This is a genomic window from Shewanella sp. Choline-02u-19, from assembly GCF_002836205.1.
GTDB lineage: Bacteria > Pseudomonadota > Gammaproteobacteria > Enterobacterales > Shewanellaceae > Shewanella.
Genome location: NZ_PJBE01000013.1, coordinates 2,898,980 through 2,923,460, shown reverse-complemented (window position 1 = coordinate 2,923,460; position 24,481 = coordinate 2,898,980). Strand labels below are relative to the sequence as shown.

The 24,481-nt window shown below is 43.4% G+C and carries 25 protein-coding genes; 11 read left to right on the top strand and 14 right to left on the bottom strand.

The genetic code is table 11. From position 1 onward, the window contains the following. The first annotated feature begins 347 nt into the window (after window positions 1-347). A complete protein-coding gene (fkpA, locus tag CXF83_RS19400; protein WP_101091775.1) occupies window positions 348-1,118 on the top strand; it encodes an FKBP-type peptidyl-prolyl cis-trans isomerase in 771 nt (256 codons plus the stop codon). Window positions 1,119-1,183: 65 nt separating this feature from the next. On the opposite strand, the gene CXF83_RS19395 is transcribed toward fkpA, so the two are convergent. Beyond that, window positions 1,184-1,738: a DUF4136 domain-containing protein gene (locus CXF83_RS19395; RefSeq protein ID WP_101091776.1), complete on the bottom strand. Its 555-nt coding sequence runs from the start codon at window positions 1,736-1,738 to the stop codon at window positions 1,184-1,186. A 198-nt stretch (window positions 1,739-1,936) separates the two neighbouring features. Between CXF83_RS19395 and CXF83_RS19390 the strand changes: the two genes are divergently transcribed. After that, entirely contained in the window at window positions 1,937-2,242 is a 306-nt protein-coding gene (locus CXF83_RS19390) for a DUF1289 domain-containing protein (protein WP_101091777.1), read from the top strand. A 41-nt stretch (window positions 2,243-2,283) separates the two neighbouring features. On the opposite strand, the gene CXF83_RS19385 is transcribed toward CXF83_RS19390, so the two are convergent. The 5 genes from CXF83_RS19385 to CXF83_RS19365 form a co-directional block, all read right to left on the bottom strand. Continuing rightward, window positions 2,284-3,543, bottom strand: coding sequence for a sensor histidine kinase (locus CXF83_RS19385; RefSeq protein ID WP_101091778.1), 1,260 nt, complete (start codon window positions 3,541-3,543; stop codon window positions 2,284-2,286). An 18-nt stretch (window positions 3,544-3,561) separates the two neighbouring features. Further along, window positions 3,562-4,275: a response regulator gene (locus CXF83_RS19380; protein WP_101091779.1), complete on the bottom strand. Its 714-nt coding sequence runs from the start codon at window positions 4,273-4,275 to the stop codon at window positions 3,562-3,564. Further along, window positions 4,275-4,688, bottom strand: coding sequence for a DUF3019 domain-containing protein (locus CXF83_RS19375; protein WP_308303103.1), 414 nt, complete (start codon window positions 4,686-4,688; stop codon window positions 4,275-4,277). The genes CXF83_RS19380 and CXF83_RS19375 overlap by 1 nt, the downstream gene beginning before the upstream one ends. A 5-nt stretch (window positions 4,689-4,693) precedes the next feature. Then, window positions 4,694-5,572, bottom strand: a complete 879-nt coding sequence (locus CXF83_RS19370) for a MipA/OmpV family protein (RefSeq protein WP_101091780.1) — start codon at window positions 5,570-5,572, stop codon at window positions 4,694-4,696. Window positions 5,573-6,017: 445 nt separating this feature from the next. Continuing rightward, window positions 6,018-6,497, bottom strand: a complete 480-nt coding sequence (locus CXF83_RS19365) for a YcxB family protein (protein WP_101091781.1) — start codon at window positions 6,495-6,497, stop codon at window positions 6,018-6,020. 146 nt (window positions 6,498-6,643) lie between these two features. Here CXF83_RS19365 and CXF83_RS19360 point away from each other — a divergent pair, with 146 nt between their 5' ends. Continuing rightward, the gene (locus tag CXF83_RS19360) at window positions 6,644-6,985 is read left to right on the top strand and encodes a DUF1971 domain-containing protein (protein WP_101091809.1); all 342 of its coding nucleotides are present in this window, start codon (window positions 6,644-6,646) and stop codon (window positions 6,983-6,985) included. Between the two features lie 64 nt (window positions 6,986-7,049). Here the strand turns inward: CXF83_RS19360 and CXF83_RS19355 are convergent, their stop codons facing one another. Further along, on the bottom strand, window positions 7,050-7,934 hold the full coding sequence (locus CXF83_RS19355; protein ID WP_101091782.1) for a universal stress protein: 885 nt from the start codon (window positions 7,932-7,934) through the stop codon (window positions 7,050-7,052). Between the two features lie 380 nt (window positions 7,935-8,314). Between CXF83_RS19355 and CXF83_RS19350 the strand changes: the two genes are divergently transcribed. Together CXF83_RS19350 and CXF83_RS19345 are read left to right on the top strand one after the other, a co-directional pair. After that, window positions 8,315-8,560: a hypothetical protein gene (locus tag CXF83_RS19350; RefSeq protein WP_101091783.1), complete on the top strand. Its 246-nt coding sequence runs from the start codon at window positions 8,315-8,317 to the stop codon at window positions 8,558-8,560. 108 nt (window positions 8,561-8,668) lie between these two features. Beyond that, complete coding sequence (locus CXF83_RS19345; RefSeq protein ID WP_101091784.1) at window positions 8,669-9,421, top strand: SDR family oxidoreductase; 753 nt, start codon at window positions 8,669-8,671, stop codon at window positions 9,419-9,421. A gap of 106 nt (window positions 9,422-9,527) precedes the next feature. Here CXF83_RS19345 and CXF83_RS19340 read toward each other — a convergent pair whose 3' ends face one another. Both CXF83_RS19340 and CXF83_RS19335 read right to left on the bottom strand, forming a co-directional pair. Further along, window positions 9,528-9,944, bottom strand: a complete 417-nt coding sequence (locus CXF83_RS19340; protein WP_101091785.1) for a VOC family protein — start codon at window positions 9,942-9,944, stop codon at window positions 9,528-9,530. 36 nt (window positions 9,945-9,980) lie between these two features. Next, window positions 9,981-10,589, bottom strand: a complete 609-nt coding sequence (locus CXF83_RS19335; RefSeq protein ID WP_101091786.1) for an NAD(P)H-dependent oxidoreductase — start codon at window positions 10,587-10,589, stop codon at window positions 9,981-9,983. A gap of 173 nt (window positions 10,590-10,762) precedes the next feature. On the opposite strand from CXF83_RS19335, the gene CXF83_RS19330 reads away from it, so the two are divergent. The 5 genes from CXF83_RS19330 (at window position 10,763) to CXF83_RS19310 (ending at window position 16,940) form a co-directional block, all read left to right on the top strand. Further along, the gene (locus tag CXF83_RS19330; protein WP_101091787.1) at window positions 10,763-11,386 is read left to right on the top strand and encodes a helix-turn-helix transcriptional regulator; all 624 of its coding nucleotides are present in this window, start codon (window positions 10,763-10,765) and stop codon (window positions 11,384-11,386) included. 10 nt (window positions 11,387-11,396) lie between these two features. Next, window positions 11,397-12,098 (top strand): pseudouridine synthase, encoded by a 702-nt coding sequence (locus tag CXF83_RS19325; protein ID WP_101091788.1) that lies wholly within the window; start codon window positions 11,397-11,399, stop codon window positions 12,096-12,098. 188 nt (window positions 12,099-12,286) lie between these two features. Continuing rightward, window positions 12,287-13,252: a LysR family transcriptional regulator gene (locus tag CXF83_RS19320; RefSeq protein WP_101091789.1), complete on the top strand. Its 966-nt coding sequence runs from the start codon at window positions 12,287-12,289 to the stop codon at window positions 13,250-13,252. A 178-nt stretch (window positions 13,253-13,430) separates the two neighbouring features. Continuing rightward, the gene (locus tag CXF83_RS19315) at window positions 13,431-15,785 is read left to right on the top strand and encodes an OmcA/MtrC family decaheme c-type cytochrome (RefSeq protein ID WP_232775155.1); all 2,355 of its coding nucleotides are present in this window, start codon (window positions 13,431-13,433) and stop codon (window positions 15,783-15,785) included. Window positions 15,786-16,313: 528 nt separating this feature from the next. Beyond that, window positions 16,314-16,940, top strand: a complete 627-nt coding sequence (locus tag CXF83_RS19310) for an acetate uptake transporter (protein ID WP_101091791.1) — start codon at window positions 16,314-16,316, stop codon at window positions 16,938-16,940. A gap of 74 nt (window positions 16,941-17,014) precedes the next feature. On the opposite strand, the gene CXF83_RS19305 is transcribed toward CXF83_RS19310, so the two are convergent. The 3 genes from CXF83_RS19305 to CXF83_RS19295 all read right to left on the bottom strand — a co-directional run bounded on the left by CXF83_RS19305 (window position 17,015) and on the right by CXF83_RS19295 (window position 19,964). Further along, window positions 17,015-18,547, bottom strand: a complete 1,533-nt coding sequence (locus CXF83_RS19305) for an MFS transporter (RefSeq protein WP_101091792.1) — start codon at window positions 18,545-18,547, stop codon at window positions 17,015-17,017. Window positions 18,548-18,852: 305 nt separating this feature from the next. Continuing rightward, complete coding sequence (locus tag CXF83_RS19300) at window positions 18,853-19,542, bottom strand: LrgB family protein (protein ID WP_101091793.1); 690 nt, start codon at window positions 19,540-19,542, stop codon at window positions 18,853-18,855. Beyond that, entirely contained in the window at window positions 19,539-19,964 is a 426-nt protein-coding gene (locus CXF83_RS19295) for a CidA/LrgA family protein (RefSeq protein WP_101091810.1), read from the bottom strand. Before CXF83_RS19295 ends, CXF83_RS19300 begins: the two co-directional genes overlap by 4 nt. 141 nt (window positions 19,965-20,105) lie before the next feature. Here CXF83_RS19295 and CXF83_RS19290 point away from each other — a divergent pair, with 141 nt between their 5' ends. Continuing rightward, window positions 20,106-21,008 carry a LysR family transcriptional regulator gene (locus tag CXF83_RS19290; protein ID WP_101091794.1) on the top strand — a complete coding sequence of 301 codons (903 nt, stop codon included), beginning with the start codon at window positions 20,106-20,108 and terminating at the stop codon, window positions 21,006-21,008. A 57-nt stretch (window positions 21,009-21,065) separates the two neighbouring features. Here the strand turns inward: CXF83_RS19290 and CXF83_RS19285 are convergent, their stop codons facing one another. Together CXF83_RS19285 and CXF83_RS19280 are read right to left on the bottom strand one after the other, a co-directional pair. Then, a complete protein-coding gene (locus tag CXF83_RS19285; protein WP_101091795.1) occupies window positions 21,066-21,230 on the bottom strand; it encodes a YqaE/Pmp3 family membrane protein in 165 nt (54 codons plus the stop codon). Between the two features lie 190 nt (window positions 21,231-21,420). Then, window positions 21,421-24,390: an ImpA family metalloprotease gene (locus CXF83_RS19280; RefSeq protein WP_101091796.1), complete on the bottom strand. Its 2,970-nt coding sequence runs from the start codon at window positions 24,388-24,390 to the stop codon at window positions 21,421-21,423. Between the last annotated feature and the right edge of the window lie 91 nt (window positions 24,391-24,481).

The following is a 24,481-nucleotide window of genomic DNA, read 5'->3' as shown; positions in this document are numbered from 1 at the left end:
AGTCGTATTAACAACTTGTCCAACATGTTAGGTGGATTGTCAGTAAACAGTAAGCGAAAAAGAAGTTAATAAGTGGTTTATTAACCAATGTCATCATTCAGCTTTGAACTTGCTCTATTCTGTGTTGTCTTTTAAGTGAATCTTTGTTCATACAAGTGCAATAGTCGTTCAGGCTAGTGACAGGCAATGTATGTAATATATTAATCTGTATTGGAAAAGTGGCTAAATCACGGTGACGTCGTTTTTATCTAATCAGATTGGAATAACCTATTTAACTAGTATAAAGTGGTTCGCTTAATAAAAGTAAAGGTTATAGTAACCACGTGTAGATGCTGAGGAAGCTTTAAATGAAATCTATTTATAAATATTCACTAGTGGCTTTGGCCGTTGTTGGTCTTAGTGCTTGTAATCAAGCACAAGAAGCAGTTGCTGCGCCGGTAGAATTGAAAACTGATGCGCAAAAAGAAGCCTACAGCGTTGGCGCGTCAATTGGTACTTATATGGCTGGCCATATCAAGGAACAAGAGGAACTAGGTTTAACTGTAGACAGGGACCTAGTCGTGACTGGTTTCAGCGAAGGCTTGAACAGCGAGCTAAAGCTAACGCAAGAAGAGATGCAAACAGTATTGCAAACCCTTGATGAAAAGCTAAATGAAAAGCGCCAAACACAAGCGGCAGCATTAGCAGAGAAAAGCTTGGCTAGCAGCACCGCATACCTTGAAACAAACAAAGCAAAAGAGGGTGTTGTAACGACCGAGTCTGGCTTACAGTACGAAGTATTAACCGAAGGTACTGGTGAGAAGCCTGTTGCTGCTGACACTGTTAAAGTTCATTATGTTGGTACATTAACTGATGGTACTGAGTTCGACAGCTCAGTAGCTCGTGGCGAGCCTGCAACGTTCCCATTGAACCGTGTTATTCCTGGTTGGACTGAAGGCGTACAGCTAATGTCTGTGGGTTCTAAGTTTAAGTTCGTTATCCCTTCAGAACTAGCTTATGGTGATCGCGATACAGCCACTATTCCTGCTAACTCTACTTTAGTATTTGAAGTTGAATTGTTGGATATCCAAAAAGCGGATGCACCTGCTGCAGAAGCAAGTGCTGCACACGCACACTAATCCCGAATAATATTGGGAACAAAAAAGGACGCTATGCGTCCTTTTTTAATATCTTCAATTTGATGTTATGGCTTTTTCTGCGGTGGAAATAGCGCTAATATTTTGCTGACAGTCGCGTTGGTCTCTTGCGCCTTTTCTTCGCCGCCATCATCAAAAGTAAATTTGTCACTGCCGCGCCAAATGAGTTTTTGTGTTTGTGGATCCAACACATCAATCTGTATGGTCTGGATTTTTGCGGTATCACTCCCCACGGGAACATCAACACTGGTGCCGATTGATGCGCCGCTAGAGCTACCCCATGAGCCTGCACCGAGTCCAATAGAAAAGCCTGAATCTTTGGGTTTATCATCGACTCTAAAACCATAAGTCACCAAAAAATCAGCAGCTTCATCCTGTTGGATAAATCCTTGAGCGATAAGCGCAGCTGCAATAGATTGCTGAATTCTTGCTGCACTGAGCGGATCGGTTGTTTGCGCTGGCTCTACTTGTGAAAATGTCTTTAGCGGAGAGAAGTTGTAATCAAGGTCGTAATCATTCTTTGGAGGGGAACTGCACCCGAGTAGGGAAAGTAGCGGTAGTGATAGCAAGCAAATTAATAAGGTTCGTTTTAGTGTATTCATTATTTAGCCTCTTTAATTTAAGGCGTTAAGCCCCATTATTCTTTTGGTTCACTCGCTGATATGAAGACAATAACTTCAATGAGCGTGCTCAACGTTACGCTAATTCAACGTCATTAAGTATGCTGTCTTCTGCTGTTTTGAATCGATAGCATAGTTAATGAAATTGGTATTACCTCTTACATAGTATATGTTTAGAGTATGGAGCAGTTAGAGTTTTTTGAGATCCCCAGCCCATGCATCGGTATTTGCCAAAGTGATGCGAGGGGATATTGCAAAGGGTGTTTACGTAATCGAGACGAACGTTTCAAGTGGCTCGAGTTTTCTGATGTGCAAAAATTTGATGTCATCAGGCTGTGTAAGCAGCGTAAACGCCGTCGTCAGCTTGCGATACTAAAAGCAAAGAAGGCGCAACTTATCGAAGAAAGAGCCACAGTCAATCCGAGTTTAGATTTTAAGGATCAAGCGCCAGACTCACTCGATGTGAGTGATTTTAAATTAGACTAAACGCGTTACCATTAACACTATTAAACGCTTTAGCAGCTCAATTATGGGTGATGCCAAGTTAAGGTGAATTGGGTAAAGCCGGGGTGACTTTTTAGCGATACATCCCCTTGATGACGCTCCATGATCCGCTTGATGATTGCCAAGCCTAAACCATGGCCTTTATTACCATTACAACGGGTATCACTGCGATAAAAGGGTTCGAAAATTTTCAGCTGGTCCTGCGCTAATATCCCTTCGCCATCATCCGTCACACTGAGACATATCTGTTTACCTTTACGGCTAATTTCGACAGTGATCTTTTCGACACCGAAACGTTGAGCGTTGGTGATTAAGTTCTGAAGTGCCCGTTCAATTAACGACGGATCGGCCTTCAGTTGTACTATCTGTTGAGGCTCAATTAACTCAATAGGGGTTGAGTGGTGCGACTGCAACCGTTTAATGGTTTGCTTTGTTAAGCTGTTTAAGTCGCAGAGTTCAAATTGTAGTCCTTCTCGTTGTGTCTCTAAACTGGCATAGGTCAACAGTTCTTGCAGCAAGTCTTCCATCTCTTTTATATCGAGTAACATCTCATCCAAAAATGCTTGGCGCCGCTGCTCATCAGACTCTGGCAAACAATATTGTGGGATCAATGCCAGGGCGAATTTGAGCCGAGCTAGTGGGGTTCTTATCTCATGAGAGACGGCATTTGAAAGGTGTTTTTGATTTTCGATGAGTGCACTAATGTGCGCCGCCATATCATTAAAGGTGGTGGCTAATGGCAACACTTGTGAGCGTTTAGCGAGTTTGATACGGGTATTCCACTTTGCTTGGCCAAACTCTTTTGTCGCGTTACGCAGTGTTTTTAAATCTTTAGAGAGTGGCCACACCCAAATGAGCGTGACAAACGCTAATGAGAGATAAAAGAAGACATTATAAAGGCCACGCAAGCTAGCATCAGGATCAAGTGCAATGGGGCCAGCCATTAAGATTTGTTCGCCTACAGCAACGAATTGAAGTTCATGATTGATATCATACGGCGTAGCGATAACTGCGTGGCTCTGTACCATCTGTTCTTCTGAGAACGCGACTTGGTCGGCATCGAGCAGTGCTAACGGAAAGTCAGGATTGCTGTTAATGCTGTTGAGCATCTCTTGTCGCTGCAGCGCGGGTAATTTTGTTAATACCTGCGCCAAAGCGATTAAAGGTGCATCGAGTGCACCCTCTTGATCGGCATTCTGTTTCCAAAAACTATCGAGTGTCCAACCTATACCGAGAAAGCCAAGGCTTAACAGTAAATATAAGCTTAAAAATAGACGCTTCATTTTAGACTAGCTTGAAGATTAGTTATTCCAGGCTTCTGGTGCGAATAGATATCCCTGTCCCCAAACTGTTTTAATTCTGAAAGGTGTTTCAATATTATCACCAAGTTTCTTTCTCAAGCGCGAAATACGCACATCAATTTTTCTATCTTTACCGTCAAAGTCGATATTCAGTAAATATTGATAAATATACTGGCGGCTCATGACTTGTCCTGCTTGAGAAGCAAGTAACCATAATAGTTCAAACTCATGGCTAGTAAGGTCAACTTCTATTTGACCCAGACGAATGGCTTGAGTGTGAGGATCGATACTTAACTTACCAAAGCTTAGACAATGAGACTCAACTTGTGGTGGCTTTGCTTGACGACGTAGTAAGTTATTAATTCTTGCAACGAGTAACGCTGGGTCGACAGGCTTAACTACGTAGTCATCAGCCCCTAGCTCTAAGCCTTTAATTTGATCTTCATTTGAGCTCAATGCGCTCATTAATAAGATCGGCCCGGCAAAATAATCAGGTAGCTTCTCACACAGCGTTAAACCGTCCATGCCTGGTAGCATAATGTCCAGCAAAATGATGTCAGGTTTATAGTTGATTAGTCGGGTTAATACGGTATCCCCGCGACGCTCCACTTCAACGTGCATTCCATGCGATTTTAAGTAGTCTACGATCAAGTTGGCCAGACGAATGTCATCTTCTACGAGTAGGACTCTATGCGTAGATTGAGAGTTGGTCATTAAAATAAACTCCATGGGTTGCGGTAACGACGCCTTACTTGAGGCGAAGAAGCTTGAGTAACTTTTAATTTTACACCCGCAAGAGTCTCGTGGGTATCTTTGTCTATCATGACAAACTGAATATCTTTGTCTGCACTGACATTGATCGCTAAAGAGTTAACGGCAGGTGAACTATTGCACCACTTCTTAAGTTCTTTGTAGTCAGATATGATGCATATTGAGCGATTTTTTAACAGCTCCCACGTCAGTACAACTTCAGTATTACAAGTTTCTTCATCTTCACTGGTAATACAAATGGTGGGGGATAAGCTCAGACTGGCAGTAAGAGGTTCAAGCTCTTCAGCGACAGCGTAGCCACTGAACGCCGAGTAAAAAAGGAACCACAACCATGATTTTTTTGCTATTGATAACACTGGCGTTAAAACCTATACGCTGCGCCTACAAAATAGGTAGTCGTATAATCTTTGTCGAGCAGAGGGCTATCAACAATTTCATCGGCAAGGTCGGTATAACGTGCTACCAGCAAAATATTCCAATTTTCAGTTAACACATATTGTCCTGTGAATTCGATACTTTGATTCAAAGCTGACTCCGCTTGGTACTTCTCGCTCCAATAGAGGCTCTCACTCGGTCTAATACCATAGTAATAATCAACGACTTGTTCGCTTTTCCAGTCTAACACAGCTGCGAACTCAAAATTCCAACTATCAAGTGGAATATTGTACAACCATTTTAACTGCGCTTCTGTTCCATTATGCACATTAAAAAGATCATGTGTAACAGAGGCTTTGACTATACCAATTCTAGTGTAAAGAAACGCTTCTACTCCGCCAAGATATGTAAAGTTTCTATTTTCGAGTTCATTAGTATCGATCTCTGGCTCTGCCTTGGTTCTCATGGTTGAGATACCTGCAGGCGTTGTCGCTCGCTCAACACTGCTACTTTTGAGAAGGAAAATATTAGAGGGATCCCAGCGATAGAAGAAAGCGCGGTCGGTACTAAACGTGCTCACTACGTTGACGGTATAATTTTCACCTTCAGTAATAGTGTAACCAATACTGCCGTTATCAAAAAACCAACTGTCACCATAGTAGGCAATGGTTGGTGCGGCATAGAGAGGGATATCATCAAAATCTTTAAGCGGGTTTGATTTAACGCCGTAACCGAGTGCAATACCTATATCCCAACGACCAACTTCAATACAGTCGGTGTCGTTGCTGCAAGCATCGTTATTACTAGCGTGCGCAGAAGTTGCAAAAAAGCTAATGCTTAGGATTAGCGCCAATAGATAATGCATAGATTGATATCGACTTATGATTACAAAATTAACAAAAGAGAATATAGAGTATCACTAATCGTTAATCGCATCATGGGGATGAGTGGATTTGTTGCAAAGTGATACAGGTCATAAAGTCATCAACAGGCTAGTCAGATTTGAGCTCCCGCTAAATCTGCAACGACTGACGCAGAATGGGATAAATTTGACGCATTCTAATTAGAGCACTGAATAAAAAGGGTTTATGAATGCAGTTATCGGTACATGCATAGAGCCTAGCTCGATTTTTTAGCTGAATTTAAAGACGTTAACCTCTTAGTGGAGGGATGTGCTTATTGATGTCTGCAACTTACGTTAGCATGAATTTTAAGAGCTTATTCAATTACCTAGACGTAGTTAATATTTTTGGCTGAACGATGTGGCAGCCTAGCATCGTCAAAACGGTACTAGGGCTCAACGATCGCTTTTAAACGTTATTCATCTTACTGCAGACAAATGCAATGGCCTCTTCATCTAGGCTACGTTTGGATAAGTAATTAACGGTGTTAGCTTGTTTGATTAAAAAGCCTTGTTCTGATTCAGAAATAGACACAACATCTTGCCAAAGAATACTTCCTTTGACATAAAACGAGTCATTAGAGATCCCTTGTTCGTCGATTGTTAGTGTCACTTCATTGCTGGCCGCTTTACTGACCATTTGACGCATAAGCCACCAAGGTTTTTTGTAACGTATGTTTAATGCTTCTAATACGCCGAGTACGATTAAAAACCACGAAGCATAAGCATTGATCCCAGTCAGCAGTAATACAATGCCAATAAGTATAAAGATGATGGCCTTTTTATGAGCGCGTATTGAGGTATCAATGACAACTGACTCATCAAAGCACTCGCTAAAGTGGCTTTTATCTAAAGTATATTGAGTGGTATAGCTGTATTCAGATTTCATTTGGGCTCATTAGTTTAATGCGAAGATAATGCTTAAGGCGCTAATTGGCTATTATACCCTTAAGTTTGCATTTAGTTGATTAACTCAGGCTTAATCAAGCTATATTGAAGCAAGGTTTGGCAATGATAAAGGGGTTAAAAGAGATTATGGCAACGATACCAACAGATTTTGTAAATTATAAATCAACACCATTGTTTGATAAAGACACTGTGCCAAAGATGTTTTTGCATCTGCATAACACTAAAGCAGGCGTGTATGGGCAAATTCATGTATTAAGTGGCACGCTGAAGTTTTATGGTTTTAAAGATAGGCGAGCAGAGGTGGAACAAGAGATTGTTATTGAGGTCGGCCAGACCGCTATTTCGCCACCGCAATATTGGCATAAAGTAGAGTTATTAACCGAAGAAACCCAATTTAGGGTCGATTTTTGGGCGCAAGCGGGCTCAGACATCGTTATTGAAAACCAAAGTGAAAGAGACGCCAGCTAGATCATCAAAGCGTCAATACAGGTTATTTATAATCGTAGGTGTTTGCGCTGATACGTTAGAGTAATTAGTGCTGCGTTGGCTTAATGGCAAGGATGTCACACTTTAATTGGTCAATGATCACCGATGAAGTGTGTCCTTTTAGGTCGTTAATAAAGCCATGATGTTCACCTGCGCCAATCACTAACAGATTTGCATTACACTTATGTGCAATTTCGGGAATAATATGGTCCGGCAGCCCTTGCTCAAGATGCAGATGATCATCTCGCAAATGATACTCTTTAGCCGAATCGATTAGGTGATCCCAGTGATGACTCCTTTGCTCCTCATCAGTAAATAAGCCATGATCTTTATTGACTGACATACTCCAGTTTTTCAGTTGATAACAGTTAAGCAGGTGGATGTCATTTTCCAGTAAGTCTGCTAGTTGCTGTGTATCATCTAACAAATGTTGATTAAGTTCTTTATGGGCAATCGTCGATCCCGCCGTTTCTAGCGCAGTTAAAATGTGCCCCTGTCGTTGCCAACATTTATTGCCAACAATTAAAATAGGCAAATTGCTTTCGCGTAACAGATGCGCTTCGCAACTGGGGATAAGTTCGTTGATAATGGTATTGTGGTGCTGATTATTCATAACCACTAAGTCATAATCACTGGCGTTTGTTTCATTGAGAATAGCCTGATGGTCTTTGACATTCTTGATCACTTTAACGTCTATTTCGACTCCCTGACGTTGGTATTTACTCATTAGTTTATTGACAAATAGCATTGGGTCCAGCGCATTGTTGGGGATCAAACCTAAGCGGCTGAGAAAGTTATTATAGGGTCTATCGACTTTCAATATGGTGACTTTCGCTTTAGTTTTACAGGCGAGCTGTAGGGCTTTATTTAGGGCGAATTGCGTAGCTGAATGATTGTCTATTAGCGCTAACGTATGGTGGTAAGAGATCATCTGAAGTACTCCGTTTTCTTTCACTCCATTTTGAACAACTGTAGACGAAAACCCCATGAACACACGGTTTTCTTCATAACGAATAGCGCTTAAAGTCCGTTTATACAGCGCAATTCAATATACTCAATATTAACTAACTGATTTGTTTCAAAAGCACCACGACTGCAATTACTAAATTCACATAATTTCAAGAATTAGCTGGCGTAAATTCTGCGGTTTCTCCTGTTAACAATGTTTAACATGACTTATTTTTAACGGTTCGTTAACCTAGTTGAACGTTGAGATAAACGCCAATTTTCACTGCTGTGTTAACGAAAAAAGCAATCGTTAATTACTCGCTAAAGGCAAAGGTATTGCCGCTAACTCGCTAAGGAGAGGCTATGTTTGTATTTGCTATGGAGTTGGTGTTTTGGGTGCTGTGGGATTATGTGTTGTCATTTGTATTTTGTCTCACCGGGGCATTACTGATCCGTATTTTTAGCTTTGGCAAAACCCGCTACCCTCTAACACCCGTTAGCTATTTTCACCGTCGCAAGTACAAAGAGAAAGACCCATTTAATATAACCTTTATCATTGGATTCTCTTTCTACCTGTTGTTTTTCATACTGGCTATTTGGCTGGGTTAGTGATGATTTTGAGGCATTTCTGTAGTCATTCAAAGTTAAAACAACTGTTTACATTTTATCCATTCAACAGTAGCTTAGCTAAAAATTGCTGCAAAGTTGCTAGATGATATGAAAATAAGAAAAACTATCCTTATCACGGGCGCGAGTTCAGGGCTTGGTCGTGGAATGGCATTAGAGTTTGCCAAGATGGGACGAGATCTAGCGCTGTGCGCACGGCGTATCGATAGGTTAGAAGCCCTAAAGTGTGAGCTTGAAGTGCTCAATCCTAATATCCGTGTCTCTATTAAATCTTTAGATGTAACCGAGCATCAACAAGTATTCGATGTGTTTGATGAATTTAATCAAGAGTTGGGCAGCATTGACCGGATCATTATTAATGCAGGTATGGGCAAAGGTGCCTCAATCGGTACTGGTCATTTTGAAGCTAACAAGCAAACGGCAGAGACTAATTTTATTGGTTTACTGGCACAAGCAGAAGCTGCGATGCAGATTTTTAGAAAGCAAAATGCGGGTCACTTAGTCACTATATCATCGGTTAGTGCAGTTCGAGGCTTCAGGCGAGCGATGACAGTGTATGCGGCCACAAAGGCGGCTGTGACCTCGTTGACCGAAGGGATCCGCATTGATGTGATGAACACCCCAATTAGTGTGAGTTGTATTCATCCTGGTTTTATTCGAAGTGAAATTAACGACCAGGTCGAAAAGGTCCCCTTTATCGTCGATACTGACGTTGGGTGCCGTGCAATGGTCAAAGCGATAGAGGCTGAAAAAGCCAATAGTTTTGTCCCTACATGGCCTTGGGCACTGTTGCATTGGGCACTGCGAGTAGTACCAGATTCGTGGGTCAGAAAAATGAGTTGATCACGTTCACGCAAGTCATCATTAAAGACGTACCACTAAATTTGCAGCACTAATGTGACTCGCCAGTGCGATGATTCACGGTTATAACGGTTAATCATTATAACGATCAATAACGGTTACGTTCACTGGGAATATCGCTAAGGTATTGAACAAACTCAACCTCGTAACCGTCTGGGTCAATGTAGTATACATTGCGTCGATAAGGGTCCTCTGCACCCGCTTTATCGACAGGATGGCCTATCGCCGCTAGGCGCGTTATTACAGCGTCTATATCATCGACGACAAAAGCAAAATGAGCCAAGCCGACTTGATGGCCACTCAGATCGCGATTATTGTCGACACCATCATCATTAAACGTCAGATATTGATAATCATCGCCAAAATGGATCCAGTTGCGATCAACCCCATGCCACTGACTCACCCCACCGCCACGTGTCTTCCAATGGGGAAAAATAGCTTGGTAAAAAGCCAGAGTGGTCGGGATGTCTTTTACCACCAAATTTAAGTGTTCTAAATGCATCATAATTTGCTCCTTGCAGCCTGTTTAGTGATTAAGTTTTTACATGCCATAACTGTACTCCTGTTGTTTAGGGTAGGGCATGGCTTCATGGTTAACACGAATTGTTGTTAATGCTTCACTGTATTGCAACAACATGTGTAAGCAGTAATTGATACGCTCACGTAAGTGCTGATCGCGCTCGCTCATGGGTTCTTCTTGGTTGAGCACCTCTTCAACCTGACGAATAATCAGATGGTCAGGTGTCGCCACCAGTTTATTGTTCTTTAATGCATTCATCCTCAACTCCGCAATCGGGTATGCACCGCTAATGCCACTCACCACCGACACTAATAACGCCGGTTTATGGGCTGTCTCTTGCTTATCACACATCAACAAGAAATTCTTAATGAGCGGTGAGGCCATACCGCCCCATTCTGGTGTTATTAAAACAAGTGCATCTGCGCGTTTAATTTGTTGAGAGATAAAAGGCCAGCGACTACCGTCAACATTTTTGCTCTCGGGCTCACCGTCCCAAAATGGCAACTGATACTGACAAAGCTCAATGTGTTTTACATTATGCGTCGGTAGCATTTGTTGCATTAAGTATTGGGCAACTTTTGCACTTTGCGAGTCCTTACGTTGGCTGCCGCTAACAATCACTAATTCCATTTAAGTAAACCTTTTTGTTTATTAATTTTTATGTAAAGTAATATCTTTACATAATAAAGTAAAGATAAAAGTTTACTTAAGTATGGATTCAGTAATAATGTGCCTTAAGCGTTATAGAGGTGTATACAGAATACCGCCTCTGAAACGAGCACCTTCAAGTAGAATGGGTATATATGAAAACCAGTGACAAAATATTGCAGATGTTAAAGACCCAAGGCGAGCTGACAGCCAAAGTCATCGCAACAGAACTTGAATTGACCACTATGGGCGTGCGTCAACATCTACAAAGTCTAGAACACAGTAGCGATGTGATTTTTGCAGATAGAAAAGCGACTCGTGGCAGACCGACTCGTTACTGGTCCCTGACGCCTAAAAGCAACAGCCACTTTTCAGATCGCCATGAAGAGCTCACGGTGCAATTAATTGATTCAGTGAAAACTATTTTTGGTGATCAAGGTTTAGAGCAGCTCATCGCCCATCGTGAAGAGGCGTCTTTTACGCTATATCAAGCGGCATTAACTGACGCGACAGATCTATCCGCCAAGTTAGCCGTACTGGCTAGATTGCGAACGGAAGAGGGTTATATGGCCAGCGTTGAAGTGAGTGATGATGTTTATTGGCTGCTTGAAAATCACTGTCCAATATGTGCAGCAGCTGCCTCATGCCTCAATTTTTGCCGCTCAGAACTGCAACTGTTTCAGTCGCTGCTAAAAGATGACGCCAGTGTTAGCCGTGAAGAGCATATTATTGAGGGGGCACGTCGCTGCGCTTATAAGATTGTCCCGGTTGACGGGTAGGGGGAAAAAGGTGGAATCTAAACGAGCACGCCTAGATCGATTTATTAGTGTAAAAACCTCCATTAATCGCAAACATGTTCGACTACTACTGGCTAAAGGATTAGTTGAAGTTGATGGTAAAGTCGCACGAGATATTGATCAAATCATCGATGAATTCTCTCATGTTTGTCTAGAGGGCGAAGTATTACAAGCCAACACACCAAGCTATGTGATGCTGCATAAACCGATAGGGGTGGTCAGTGCCACTGTTGACGATAAGCATAAAACGGTGATCGATCTACTGACTCAAAAAGATAAACATAGTCTGCATATTGTCGGCCGTTTAGATCTTAATACATCAGGATTACTGCTATTAACTAACGATGGTCGCTGGTCAAAGCGGTTAATGTCACCAGAGCATAAAGTGGCCAAACTGTATCGGGTGACACTAGAGAACCCACTTGATGTGTCCTACATTAACGCGTTTGCAGCGGGAATGTACTTTGAATTTGAAGATATTACTACCTTGCCAGCTAAGCTTGAAATTATTGATGAATATACTGCATTAGTGAGTCTGATGGAGGGGCGTTATCACCAAATAAAGCGTATGTTTGGCCGTTTTCGTAACCCCGTAGTGGGTCTACATCGAATATCCGTGGGCAACATTGTACTCGATTCCAATTTAGTGCCAGGACAGAGCCGATTATTAACCGCAGAAGAAGTATCTGAATAGCCTCAATAGCGCTTTTTGATAGTATGTTATTCAGTCGCTATCGAAATTCCACCGTCACATTGTTGCGGATCGGTATGATGTGTACCCTATATTTGATTATTATGTTGCAGCTATTAGCAATGATCACTATTTGAGATGCAAGAGTATGCTATATCTATAGCTAAGTATTCAAATAATGACTAAAAATAATGCTTAATGAATCACTGAAAAAGTTGTCTGAATTAGATGTTTTTTGTCTTATCGTGTTTAAGACTCTTTACGAGAATGGCCATGCGAACTCGACGGCAATTGAGTTACAAGTGTCTGCTCCAAAAATTAGCCGTTGCCTTACGTTGTTACGCACAACGTTCAATGACGAACTATTCTACCGTAGACTGCAGGGGCTAAAACCTACGCCCTTGGCTGAACTGTTATATGATCCTATTTGTGATTTTTATCATGCTGTGACGCATATTGAACAGGTCGCATTTGACGAAACTGAATCAGAACTTACTTCAACGCTAAACATTGCTGTTACCCAAGGCATTATGAGGAGTTTAGCGATAGCCATTAGCAGTCATGCCCAGCAAGAGGTTATTGGTAAGATCCGCCTGCAAAGTTGGGAAGCCAATTCTGCTGAATCTATTCATAATGGCGAGCTTGATTTTGGTATTGGATTTGATATTTCGCACACCACTGAACTTGAATACGAATTATTAGGCACACTTGAAAGTGTTTATTTAGCCGCTAAAGAACAACACCCTATCTGGCAAAACATTCCAAATATTACCTTAGAACATATTGCGATCCATCCATTTTTATACCTAGAAAGTAAAGGGTTTAATGACAAGATTGATCCGCTGGAAATGTATTGTCGTAATGCGCAAATAGAGCTTGAAAGTGTTGAAAAAGTCACGAGTCGTGAGGCATGGTTTTGTCATTTGATGACGATGGGAAGCTTAGCTTTCCTGCCTGCGGTAGAAGCTGATGAGTGTAATCACATTCCGTCTTTAAGAACCGAAGCTTTACCTCGTGAACAAGTCGCGCTGTTGCATGGCGATATGTTATCTCCAAAATACTATCTTATTGAAAAAGAACTTAAAAATAGAAGGTATACGCAAGAGAGAAGAACATTGGTCGTTGAGTTGGTACAGGGTTTACTCCAATCTAATTAATTTATTTCCCGCCTCTAATTTCAATTACTGGTATTACCAATTTCAGTAATTGAAATTCCATTAACTGAATCTTTAATTTTTAGTCACATCTTTGATACAAATTGGTGTCGAAATAGTCGGTTTCTTTTATATTTGATTTACTGCGTATGCAGCAAAATAATACCTATAAAGGGATAAGATGATGAGAACACATAAGAAGTCTTTATTGGCGATGGCATTGATAGCTGCCATCGGCTTGACTGGTTGTGGAGATGGTGATGATGGCCAAGACGGTGCACCAGGCGCACCGGGCACTCCTGGTACCCCAGGCACACCAGCAGGCATAACGGTTGATACCGTTAGTAGTGCCGCTGATTTCGTACTTACAGTAGCACCAGCAGATATCGTAGTCGTGGGTACTGACGCCTTCACTATTAAATTTACCGCAACAGGTAAAAACAGCAAAGGCGAAGCGGTTCCCTTTACTGGGCTAGAAAAAGTTGCGCTATATGTAATGAACCAGGCTGCTAACACCACTGATACTGGCGCACCGGTATTGTGGCAAAACAATGCACTGGCTAACGAGTTTGGCTCAAGTATGTATTGTACGCTAACGGGTAAAGCAACGGCTCGCGGTGGCGCAGAAGTAGATGCCTGTACTTTGGTTGAAGATGAAGCTAACCCTGGCACTTATACCGGAACGTGGGAGCATGATGGTAATGCGCCAGTCGTACTCGCCGAAGGCGATGCTAATAACCTATTCCGCGTTATGGTGCGTACCTATAATGTCTCTGATAGCTCAGGGGCCGGCATCTCTGACAAACTACTGTCTACGCCTGTCGATTTTATTCCTGCAACGGGTGAGCTCGCGGTATCAGTAAAAGATTCAGTCTCTAATGCCGCTTGTATCAAGTGTCATAGTAGCAAAGTTGGTTACGCCGTTACTGACATCCGTATTGATAATATCGGTGCTCACCACAACTATCAAAAAGTAGAAAATTGCGTTGCTTGTCATAATCCGGCTTATGCTGGTGGTGAAGCAGATCCAGAGAAAGGCTGGAATGCAAACTGGAATGCAATGATCCATACGTTACATAGTGGGCATAAGAGTTTTGTTCCATTAACAGGCGAAGCTGAAGAGGAGTTTGGTGAGATTGGCTTCCCGTCAGAGCTAAACGAATGTACCACTTGTCATGACAACGGTACTCAGTGGAACGACAATGTTTATGCTGAAGCTTGCGTGTCTTGTCATGCTGATATTGACTTCACCACCGGTGACGGTCACTTAGGTATTGTGCCAGAGAGTGATGCCGCCTGTTCAGGTTGTCATGGTTCAGGTAGCTTAAGTCCTATGCAAGCGCATAACGTTGGCGTTCGTGCAATGGCGACAGATTCAATTGAGATAGCCGTTTCGCAAGTCACCTATGCAGAAGATGTTGAAACCGTCGCGATTCCTGAGAGTGAAGGTTGGGATGGCGCAGTAATTCCAGCGCGTAATGAAATACAAGATAAAATCATAGTGACATTTGATGTGACTGTTAATGGTGTAGCCGTTGCCGATGGCTTCGAGTTTACTAAGTTTACTAAGTACGACGAAATGAAGACCGGTTGGGTAAATGCTGACGGTACTTATTACGGCAGTGCATCAGTCAATCTAAATGGTACCGTCGCAGCAGGTGGCAAGTTAGTTGTTACCCAAGTAGACAACTATGACCTCGATGGTAAGAGCATTGCGATTACTCCGCGTTTCTCAGTTTGTACTGACTCAAAAGGCATGTTAATTGAATGTCTAGATGCAAACGGTGAGGCACAATACGATGTTGGATATGTTGCAATTACTATGGCTCCAACGTATTGGAACCTTGCCAATGCTGATGGTAGCGGTGCAATAATTTCTCGCTTAAGTGACCCGCTACGTGTTACTGCCGATGAAGCCAAGTGTAATACTTGTCATACATCGCTAGGTATCGCTAAGCATTACGGTAATGAACGTTTTGACCAATGTGTTGGTTGTCATAATGATACTTGGGGCGGTTCTTATCACCCACAACCAGAGTACAAAACTGACGAAGTTGATGCCGACGGCCATCCAATCTTTAAAGCGATTGACGGTCTAAACTACAACACTCGCGACCTCTTTGCGGTAGCTCACCGTTTCCATAGTGGCTTATGGGACGACAACCGTGGTTTCCCTGCAATCCATCTTGATGCTGATATGGAAACTCAAGGTTACCCAGCGGTAGCAACTCAATGTGCAGCTTGTCATAAAGACGGTGTGAACTTGTTCGCTGCCGATGGTGGATTAGCATCAGGTAAGCGCGCGATTGCAGTTGATGGTGGTGCAACTCAGTTCATTAGCCCAACAGCTGAGGCGTGTCGTACTTGTCACGCTCACTCAGATGCTGCAGCGATGGCACATTTTAAGAGCAATGGTGCAATAGTCGATGGTGCTCCATCAGCTACAGCTAACCTCCCTGTTGAATCTTGTGCAACGTGTCACGCTGAAGGTAAGACTTATGGTATCGACAAGATGCATATGGGAGGTGCTCACTAACTTAAAATTATAAAAGTTTCACCTGCTATGGGATCCCTGCTTCTCATAGTCATTGAACCTCTTGGGAGCCTTCGGGCTCCCCTTTTTTTGCGATGATTTTGGGGTTTATTTTTTTGTTTAGCGTGTAATGACCCTGTTGGTTGGTTATTTTTAATAAAAATGAACCAATGTCCGAGTTTGTGACCGAGTGCAATTATTCAACAGTATCGCTTAGCCGTTTTAGCAATTGCTAAAGTGATAATGCTGAATAAGCGTGAGGAGCAGCAAGTAATGGCAGGAAGTGTGATCTTGATGCTGGTTGCGGATGGTGGTTATTACAATCTTTAGTTTTTTAGGTTAAGTGTTTGATAATAATATTTAATCGCTATTTTTTGAACCATTCTCTTATCGTGATTATCAACACCACTCATTTGCTTGCTGCGTGTGCTTTAACTAAAATCCGCGGCGCTAAGATTAACCATTGTTAATCTAGTGCGGTAGAGCGTAACCGCTACACATCTAATTGATCACTTCCTGTAGGGGAACTCAATGTCTACACAGCTTACAAATTCTTTGGCAAATCCTGCTCCACTTGGCTTAGTGGGCTTCGGTATGACCACCATTTTGCTTAATATTCACAACGCAGGCTTCTTTCCGATGGATTCAATGATCCTAGCGATGGGCATATTTTATGGCGGTATTGGGCAAGTACTCGTAGGCATGATGTGTTTCAAACGGGGTGACACCTTTGGTACCACGGCATTTACCTCTTATGGTTTGTTCTGGTTAACCTTGGTTGGGCTTATCGTGATGCCTAAAATGGGCTTCGCGGCGAGTCCAGCAGGATTTATGGGTTGGTACTTAGCGTTGTGGGGCACGTTCACTGGCTTTATGTTTATCGGTTCAATGCGTTACCCGCTGGCCAAACAGATTGTATTTGGTTCACTGACGATATTATTCTTCTTATTAGCAGCGCGTGACTTTACTGGCAACGCACTTATCGGCACGATTGCAGGCTTTGAAGGTATTTTCTGTGGTCTAAGCGCGATCTACTTTGGTATGGCTCAAGTGCTTAACGCAGAGTATAACCGCGTGATTTTACCAGTCGGTAAGGCCAGATTTTCAGCAAGCGTACAGACGGTTGTTGATGCAAAACCTGTTTTAAAAGCCGCATAACCGTTCGCGTTTTACGGCTGTAGATAACAAAAAAGCTGACAAGTATGTCAGCTTTTTTTCGTTATGAAACGGGGTTAGCGTTGTTGAAGCTTAAACAACCACTTACCGTAAAGATAAATACCAATGGCTGAAATAGACCCGATGGCGGCGATGATGTACCACGCCATGCCGATGTTATGGGTGTTATAAAGCAATGTCGTTAGCTGCTGCGCCGGCTCACCAGTATAAGTGACTAAGGTTGAAAATGCCTCGCCCAGAGGTATAGCACTAACATCACTGGCACTCATGCCACGATCTACCAATAACTCCCGCGAGAAGATCTCTTTCGAGGCATACATCTCATAGAGCTTAGGGCCAAAGAAACCTTCAAGCGTCCAACCAATGCCTTGCGGCAGCATCACAAAACCAAGATACATGGCTTTTTTGCCTTCAGGGGCAATGTTGCCCATAAACTCATTTTTCTTCGGGCTAATCATCATTTCGCCGAAGGAGAACATCGCGATAGCGAATACGATCATCCAAGCGGCATTGGTAGCACCAACGAGAACGAAGGCCAAAATACTCAGTAAACACCCGCCTAACATCGCCGAGGTGATCCGGTACTTTGCGGTTAACGCCGCCACTAAGAAGCAGGTGGTCATGATCATACCCGCGTTAAGGTTAAGCATGCCTTCAGGCATCACCTTAGTACCGGTATTATCTAGGCCAAGCCAGAACTGGAAAAACCCATTAGTGGTGCCTTCTGGACCAAATAGTGAGGTCACAATCACACTGGTATCGACCCATTCAGCAATGTGAATAGGTAATACATCAAACAAGGAGTTAAACAGGAACCAAAAGCCTGCAAACACTAACATGTAGTAGATTACGATTGGCTTTTTCAGCTCGTGTAGCGCATCACGCCACAGTGCTACTTGTTTAATTTCACCAGATTTAATCTTACGATTACGCTCTAAACGCTCCTCTTTACCAGGCTCTTTATAGGCGAGTAAAAATAGAAAGTTAAAAGAAATAATCGCGGCGCAGGCAAAGAATACATAGTCCCAAGAGAGTTGACGCATATGCACTGCAACTAACGGTCCTAAGAAACCACCGATATTAACGACTTGGTAGAAAATACCCCAAGCCATCGAGGTGTTCTGTCGCCCAGTGGAGAGCACGAGTGTGCCTTGAATACCGGGCTTAAATACCCCGGTTCCAGCGGCCAGGAGAATGGCGCCAAAAAGGAAACCATAGAAACTCGGGAAAAACGCCATCACCAAGTAGCCAGAGATCTTGATTAGCGTTGAAGCGAAGATCGTTTCTTTGTAACCAACACGGTCTGAAATGCCGCCAGTGAATACTGGAACGAAGGTCTGCATCATCGCCCAGATACCGATAATAATACCGTAGTCACTTAAGCTAATGCCTAGGCCGCCATTCGATACTGGTGCTTTAGCGTAAAGGCCTGCACTGGCTTTTACGCCGTAATAGGCAATACGCTCGACCAGTTCCATGCCGCCGACAATCCAAAATATATAACTTAAGCTGGCAATCGAGGCCCACATTCCCAGCTGTTTTACTTCCCGTAGGTCGTTATCTGCGTAAGCATCTTTTGACTCGCTCATAACTTTCCTTTAATTGTTTTAATTATTTATATTTATTATTGCTTTCGTATTTAAGAAGCATTTTTATGTTGGTTTTGGGTGAGATGAAGGTAATGTTCTTTGCCAAAACGCTGCAAGCTTGTGATTGCGGTAAACACTTTACCTAATTTGATGACAAACACCAATGCGTTAATGGAAGTTTGAGAATAACTCAGGGCTTTGGCATCAAGTTCAGACTGGGCTTGATTAAGAGGAGGTCACTATTCGAACGGTTTTGCGTGCAGGCTCAATAGTATTGGCACAAAACCTTGCTATGGAAAAGCGGTTTAATTGATGATGTAAGCAAATGCAGGCGCCATAATCACCATCGCAATACCGGTGAAAATCATGGTTAAACTGGCGATGACGCCTTCTTGTCTGCCTATCTCACTGGCTTTTGCTGCGCCGGCACCATGAGCGGAAGCCCCTAGCGCAACTCCCTTTGCCACGGAACTACGGATCTTAGCGACTTTAAACAAAGGTTCACAAATAAGCATTCCCATTACTCCCGTGATTAACACTAGCATCGCAGTGAGTTCAGGTACGCCGCCAAAGGAGGAGGTTGCAACAATGGCAAAAGGTGTTGAAACCGAACGCACCATTAGGCTATTAGATAATTCAGCGGGCATTGATGTGAAGTAGCCAACCAACCAAGAGGACCCAATACCGAGGAGCAGTCCAACTAACACGCCGACACTTAAGGTAATTGGGTATTGTTTTATCAATGCGCGTTCACGATAAATGGGCACTGCAAAGGCAATCGTTGCAGGGGCTAATAGTGCAGCTAGCCAATGGGTGTATTTAAAATAGTCCGCCAACGGGATGTTCAAGGTAATGACCACAAATAAGATGATAAGTGGTGCGATAACAATGGGCGCAAACCACACTTTTTTATGACGGCGATAGAGTGCTTTACTGCTGTAGTAACCGAATAGCGTTAGCACAAAACAGAAGACTCCCCAGAGTGATGGAGTCACTGGTTGCCCCCTTGGCTTAATAGCACCTTTAATCTATGCTTTCGTTCGAACTTAAACAATCGGTCAACCGTAAAGGCAGTGCCGAGCAATACGATGGTGCTAGCCACTAGCATGGAGCTGATTAATACCATCCCAAAATGTTCAAGTAACGCTTGATACTTGATCACCGCGACGACTGGAGGGATAAAAAACAGCAGCAGATCACCTATCAACCAAGCCGCTCCCATACTCACCGTTTGCTCTGGCACCCATTTTAATGACAGTAGCGCGAGTAACACTCCAAGCCCAATGACGCTGCCAGGTAAGGGGGAATTAATATCCTTGGCAATAACTTGGCAGGCCCAAGCGAAAGCGCAAAACAGCACTATCTGTAAAAAACGTTGCAAAAATAGCGGCATTTTCTGGCTTTGTTTACTGAGCATATATAGAGCCATTGAGCCTTCCTTCGCCGCCATGTTGATTCCTATAGGGGTCGCTTTACTTCGATAACGTCAGTTTACGCTTGCTTAATGAATAGAAAAAATGAATATTATGAATGGAATCTATAACTATTGGTTATCTAAATGGATCTGAAAACGCTGTACTACTTTGTTGAAGTCGTTAACGCTGGTGGTTTTTCTAAGGCCAGTAAAACCGTATTTTTGACACAACCGGCACTATCAAAGGCGATAAGGTTGCTCGAAGAAGAGTTGCAAATGGTGTTGTTGGAACGAGGCAAGCGTGGCACTCAAGTTAAGCTTACCGCCGCAGGGCAAGTGGTTTACCGTCATGCTGAGCAGCTTCTCAGTGGTCGGCAACGTATGCTGGCGGAGCTTGATGGTTTGCGTAATCTGACGGGAGGCACATTAAGATTAGGCTTAGCCCCATTGGGCAGCGCAGAGCTGTTCGCACCAGCAATCGCTAAATTTAGACAAGACTACCCCAAAATAGAGATGCAGTTGCTGGTTCGCGGCGGCATCGAGCAAACCGCCGCACTCAAAAAAGATGACATTGAGCTAGCGACAGGGATCATTGATTTTGACGATGAGTTTGACGGGCTACGCATTCGCAACGAGCCAATGGTGGTGGTAGTACCAAAGAGCCACCCTTTGGCTTCAAAAAAACAGCTACAGCTTAACGATCTACGCGATCAAGCCCAAGTGATGTTTGAGCGTGAATACACACTCTATGAATTTGTGTTAAGTGCTTGCGAAAAAGTGGGCTTTGCTCCGACTGAAATAACCCGGGTCAGTCATGCTGATTTTGGCATTGCGCTGGTGGCGGCAGGGACGGGAGTGATGTTGCTACCACAGATCATTGCTGAGCGTTATCGAGTCGATGCGGTCGTTAACGTGCCACTGGCCAGTCGTGATCTCCGCTGGGAGTTATCACTATTTTGGCGTAAACAGCAGACGCTCTCTTTTGCAGCAAAAGCGATGATTGAAATAGTAAAGTTGCAACTTATTGCAGACAATAAAAAAGCTTAATACTATTCGTCGTTGAACGTCATCGCTGAGCACCATAATAGTGCATCATTAATGACGCTATTTGGTGACAACCCACAGCGCGTGTAGCACGCCAGGGATGAAGAACAGTAAACACAGAATGATATTGATCACTAAGTCTTTGCCTACGCCATTTTTTAGAAATACGGCAACTGGCGGTAATAAAATTGCAAGAATAATAAGTAACAGCTTGTTGGCATCCATAGCGTATTTTCCTTAAAAGTATTAGCTCGTTGTATTAGCTCGATAATGACGACATTCGGCTCTTCATAACTACTACTATAAACTTAATCTAAATTAGTGATTATGTAAACGTCATGCCAGCGCTTAACCAATAAGCCACTGGCAACAGTCTAGAATTTAGCTCATTCTCAAATCTAGCAACTTCCCCAACCTACAATGGCCAAGCTTGCTGGCCATCGACTGGAATTGATTGCAGATCTAAGCTCAAGCAGTAGTCACCTGGTGCATAAACATATACTTGCTTCTCAATCATAGGATAACCGAGCAGCGCCAGTTGGTCTTTAGCAGCCTGAGTGGTTGCCAGTCCCCACATTTGATACATATCACGATAGTCGAGTTTGGTTGAATAGCTCATAGCGATCATCAAAAAATCATTATTAGTGATCGTTTTTGCCGCTTCGAGGCTAAATTGACTAAAGCCAAGTTGACTGCGCTTTTGCTGCCAAAGTTCATCTGAGCCTTTAGCGCGCTCAAATTCCCTGAGTAATATGTGTAATCTTGCTAATAGGTGCCAGCCATTTTCAAGCGCCGCATGCTTTTGTGCTGCGACCATCATTTGTAACATGGTCGCCATGCCGTTTGACCAACTAGTGAGCTTGGCATCTTGCATGTATACGAATGGATCGGGTTGATTAACACTTGCCTGTAATACCGCAAACTCGTCATCGATGTTGAGACCTTGGCAAGAGGGGAGTTTGCCAAGCTCAGTATAAGCGCGAGACTTACTGTAGTAAGAGTAAGGGTTAGTGGATGCATGACCTTCATGGCCATCAAAACGTAAACGTCCTTTTTCAAGTCCATGGCCAAGTTCATGAATATCACCATGTCCCGTTGGACTAAACGACCAACTGGCATCATAGGGGTTACCTGAGCAACCTGAGCCGCAGGTGGGTTGGTCGGCATTCATGTGTTTCACCGTATCAATACTATCAATCTCCCAGCCTTGGCTGGCGGCAAAATTGCTGATCTCTGCCACTTCATCAATGAATGGCCCTTTAAAGCCTGCGAGTAGATGTGGGTAGTTGTGTACCTGCGTCATGATGGCGGTTTCCATCTTTTCAGGTGTATCCCACAGCGGCTCGTGACTCATGGTTTTTTGCATCTTGTCGAGGCGTGAATGCACTTCAAAATGTTCCGTTGCAAGCTCCGCCCAATCATATTGTTCAGCGGCTAAGTCCTGCATAAACTTTTCGCTGTTTTTGCCTTTACGCCAATAGGGATGTTGGCCAATGTGCTCAAATGCCAAAGTAACCGCTAGGTCAGTTTGATCAAACTGCACCTGTAGCGGACCACCATAGGGGCTAGTGAGTTTAATGGTTTCGCCGGCTTTGACTTCTATACGACTCGATTGCAGATATTTAGGGCGGTTATAACCATTAACGGCAAATTCATGGGTCGAACCTGAGCGCTGAGTATTGATAAATACCCAGGTGCGAACCTTACTGTTATCAGTACGAGTGACCTTAACGGTTTGCCCTGGCAGCGCATACACGCCCGCGGAGCGGAAGCCTTTTTTACTGTTAATGGCGACGTTCATATCGACGGCAGTGATATGGCTAAAGTCGGTGCGACTAAAATTGCCTAAGTCATTAGGCAATAGATTGAACTCTCTGAAATGATAAACACTATGGTCTGCATAATAAGCTTTAAGGTAATTTAAGTTATCAGTGCTACTGACATCCATCGGGTACTGAATAGAGTGACGATAACCATCGCCTAATAGGGTTAATAATTTATATAGCTTATGATCTGACAGACCAAAAATATCCTGCTTAGCGCTATCGAAGGCCTGAATTTTTTGCTTAATTTGCTTAAGTGCACTTTGGTAATCGTTACTAAAGTTGTCATCGCAGCTGCTGGCGCAATTCGCTAGGGTAAAGTCGATATTACCGCTATCAAATAAGCTTAACCAAAGCTGCTCGCTTTGCAGTGCACTATGGTCTTTCAGCATGGCAGTGGCTGACGACCAATCCGCTTTATCTTGGGCAAAGTAGTTACCAGGGCCACCCGGTCCCTGCATCGAGAATCCCATAGGGTTTAACACCGTTTGCGTTAACGGCACACTATTCCAGCTATGAAGGTGCATATACAGCAGAGGTTGCTTCGTGCTTTGGATCTGCGCGATGAGTGGCGCTACAGTATCTATCGAGAATAGCTCCGCAGATCCGCTGATCACTAATTGCGCCTCGCTTAAACAGCTGCCCAGTGTGGCTTCGTCACTGCAGGTACTGACTTGCCAATCGGGATATTGGTTTGATACCCAATCGGTAATACGGTTAACCGTACTGCCATTCATTAAAAACAGTCGTACCTGTTTTGCGGTGGCTAATTGGGTTTGATCTTGAGCTAGCATCCAGCCTAAAAGACGTTTAAAGCTGGGCTCAAATTGGGCGTTATTGCCTTGCTGCAAACTCGAGATAATATCGGTGCCGAAGGCGGCGTTACGTTGGCCCGCTTTGTCGCTAGTGGCAGCAAAGGTTAAGCCTTTATTACCTGTTACCAACGCGAAAGCTTTTGTTTGTGGATAAGCATGTTCAGCACCAGAGAGTTGGAGCATCTGTGAATGACGACCTTGGTCATACAGCACCGCGTCATTAAGATAAATGCTCTGCAAAAGCTCAGCACCCTCTTGGCGATAGTGCGTAATATGCTCAAGACCACGCTTGACGATTTCAGGCTCTAACCCTACCGAGATGCTGGCATCGCCTGTTTGCATTGCAGCGCTAATTTTATCGTTTAATAGAATATCGACCGTATCGATTGTGGTTTGATGACTGCTGTCTGTCACACTGAGTGATAAGGTGATTTTGCCGTCTTGGCTAAGATTGCTGGCATCAAGCACCACACCATTAATTTCGCCATTGATCAGTTGGATCTCTGGGCCAGCGGTTTGCGACCAAACAAATGAAGCATTGCCCGTTGCATGAACGGTCACATCCGCAGTCACCGACAGGTGTTTGTCATTCCAAGCGGTGATCGGGTCACCTAACTCAACCTCTGGAGCTAGCACGGTTGGCGGGGGAGTCGTACCGCCGCCATTATCTATTGGGTCTGAATCTTCAGAACCACCACAAGCGGACAAGCCCAGTACTATGCAACTAGATAACAGCCAATACTTCATTTATTTAACACTCCATAACCATTTTGCTACATTGTCTATTAAAATGATTTTCAATGCAAAATAATCAATAAAAACAATAGTTAAGTCAATT

Coding starts and splice junctions, on each gene's coding strand:
- fkpA (WP_101091775.1), top strand. CDS start 348: ATGAAATCTATTTATAAATATTCACTAGTGGCTTTGGCCGTTGTTGGT.
- CXF83_RS19395 (WP_101091776.1), bottom strand. CDS start 1,738: ATGAATACACTAAAACGAACCTTATTAATTTGCTTGCTATCACTACCG.
- CXF83_RS19390 (WP_101091777.1), top strand. CDS start 1,937: ATGGAGCAGTTAGAGTTTTTTGAGATCCCCAGCCCATGCATCGGTATT.
- CXF83_RS19385 (WP_101091778.1), bottom strand. CDS start 3,543: ATGAAGCGTCTATTTTTAAGCTTATATTTACTGTTAAGCCTTGGCTTT.
- CXF83_RS19380 (WP_101091779.1), bottom strand. CDS start 4,275: ATGACCAACTCTCAATCTACGCATAGAGTCCTACTCGTAGAAGATGAC.
- CXF83_RS19370 (WP_101091780.1), bottom strand. CDS start 5,572: ATGCATTATCTATTGGCGCTAATCCTAAGCATTAGCTTTTTTGCAACT.
- CXF83_RS19365 (WP_101091781.1), bottom strand. CDS start 6,497: ATGAAATCTGAATACAGCTATACCACTCAATATACTTTAGATAAAAGC.
- CXF83_RS19360 (WP_101091809.1), top strand. CDS start 6,644: ATGGCAACGATACCAACAGATTTTGTAAATTATAAATCAACACCATTG.
- CXF83_RS19355 (WP_101091782.1), bottom strand. CDS start 7,934: ATGATCTCTTACCACCATACGTTAGCGCTAATAGACAATCATTCAGCT.
- CXF83_RS19350 (WP_101091783.1), top strand. CDS start 8,315: ATGTTTGTATTTGCTATGGAGTTGGTGTTTTGGGTGCTGTGGGATTAT.
- CXF83_RS19345 (WP_101091784.1), top strand. CDS start 8,669: ATGAAAATAAGAAAAACTATCCTTATCACGGGCGCGAGTTCAGGGCTT.
- CXF83_RS19340 (WP_101091785.1), bottom strand. CDS start 9,944: ATGATGCATTTAGAACACTTAAATTTGGTGGTAAAAGACATCCCGACC.
- CXF83_RS19335 (WP_101091786.1), bottom strand. CDS start 10,589: ATGGAATTAGTGATTGTTAGCGGCAGCCAACGTAAGGACTCGCAAAGT.
- CXF83_RS19330 (WP_101091787.1), top strand. CDS start 10,763: ATGAAAACCAGTGACAAAATATTGCAGATGTTAAAGACCCAAGGCGAG.
- CXF83_RS19320 (WP_101091789.1), top strand. CDS start 12,287: ATGCTTAATGAATCACTGAAAAAGTTGTCTGAATTAGATGTTTTTTGT.
- CXF83_RS19315 (WP_232775155.1), top strand. CDS start 13,431: ATGATGAGAACACATAAGAAGTCTTTATTGGCGATGGCATTGATAGCT.
- CXF83_RS19310 (WP_101091791.1), top strand. CDS start 16,314: ATGTCTACACAGCTTACAAATTCTTTGGCAAATCCTGCTCCACTTGGC.
- CXF83_RS19305 (WP_101091792.1), bottom strand. CDS start 18,547: ATGAGCGAGTCAAAAGATGCTTACGCAGATAACGACCTACGGGAAGTA.
- CXF83_RS19295 (WP_101091810.1), bottom strand. CDS start 19,964: ATGCTCAGTAAACAAAGCCAGAAAATGCCGCTATTTTTGCAACGTTTT.
- CXF83_RS19290 (WP_101091794.1), top strand. CDS start 20,106: ATGGATCTGAAAACGCTGTACTACTTTGTTGAAGTCGTTAACGCTGGT.
- CXF83_RS19285 (WP_101091795.1), bottom strand. CDS start 21,230: ATGGATGCCAACAAGCTGTTACTTATTATTCTTGCAATTTTATTACCG.
- CXF83_RS19280 (WP_101091796.1), bottom strand. CDS start 24,390: ATGAAGTATTGGCTGTTATCTAGTTGCATAGTACTGGGCTTGTCCGCT.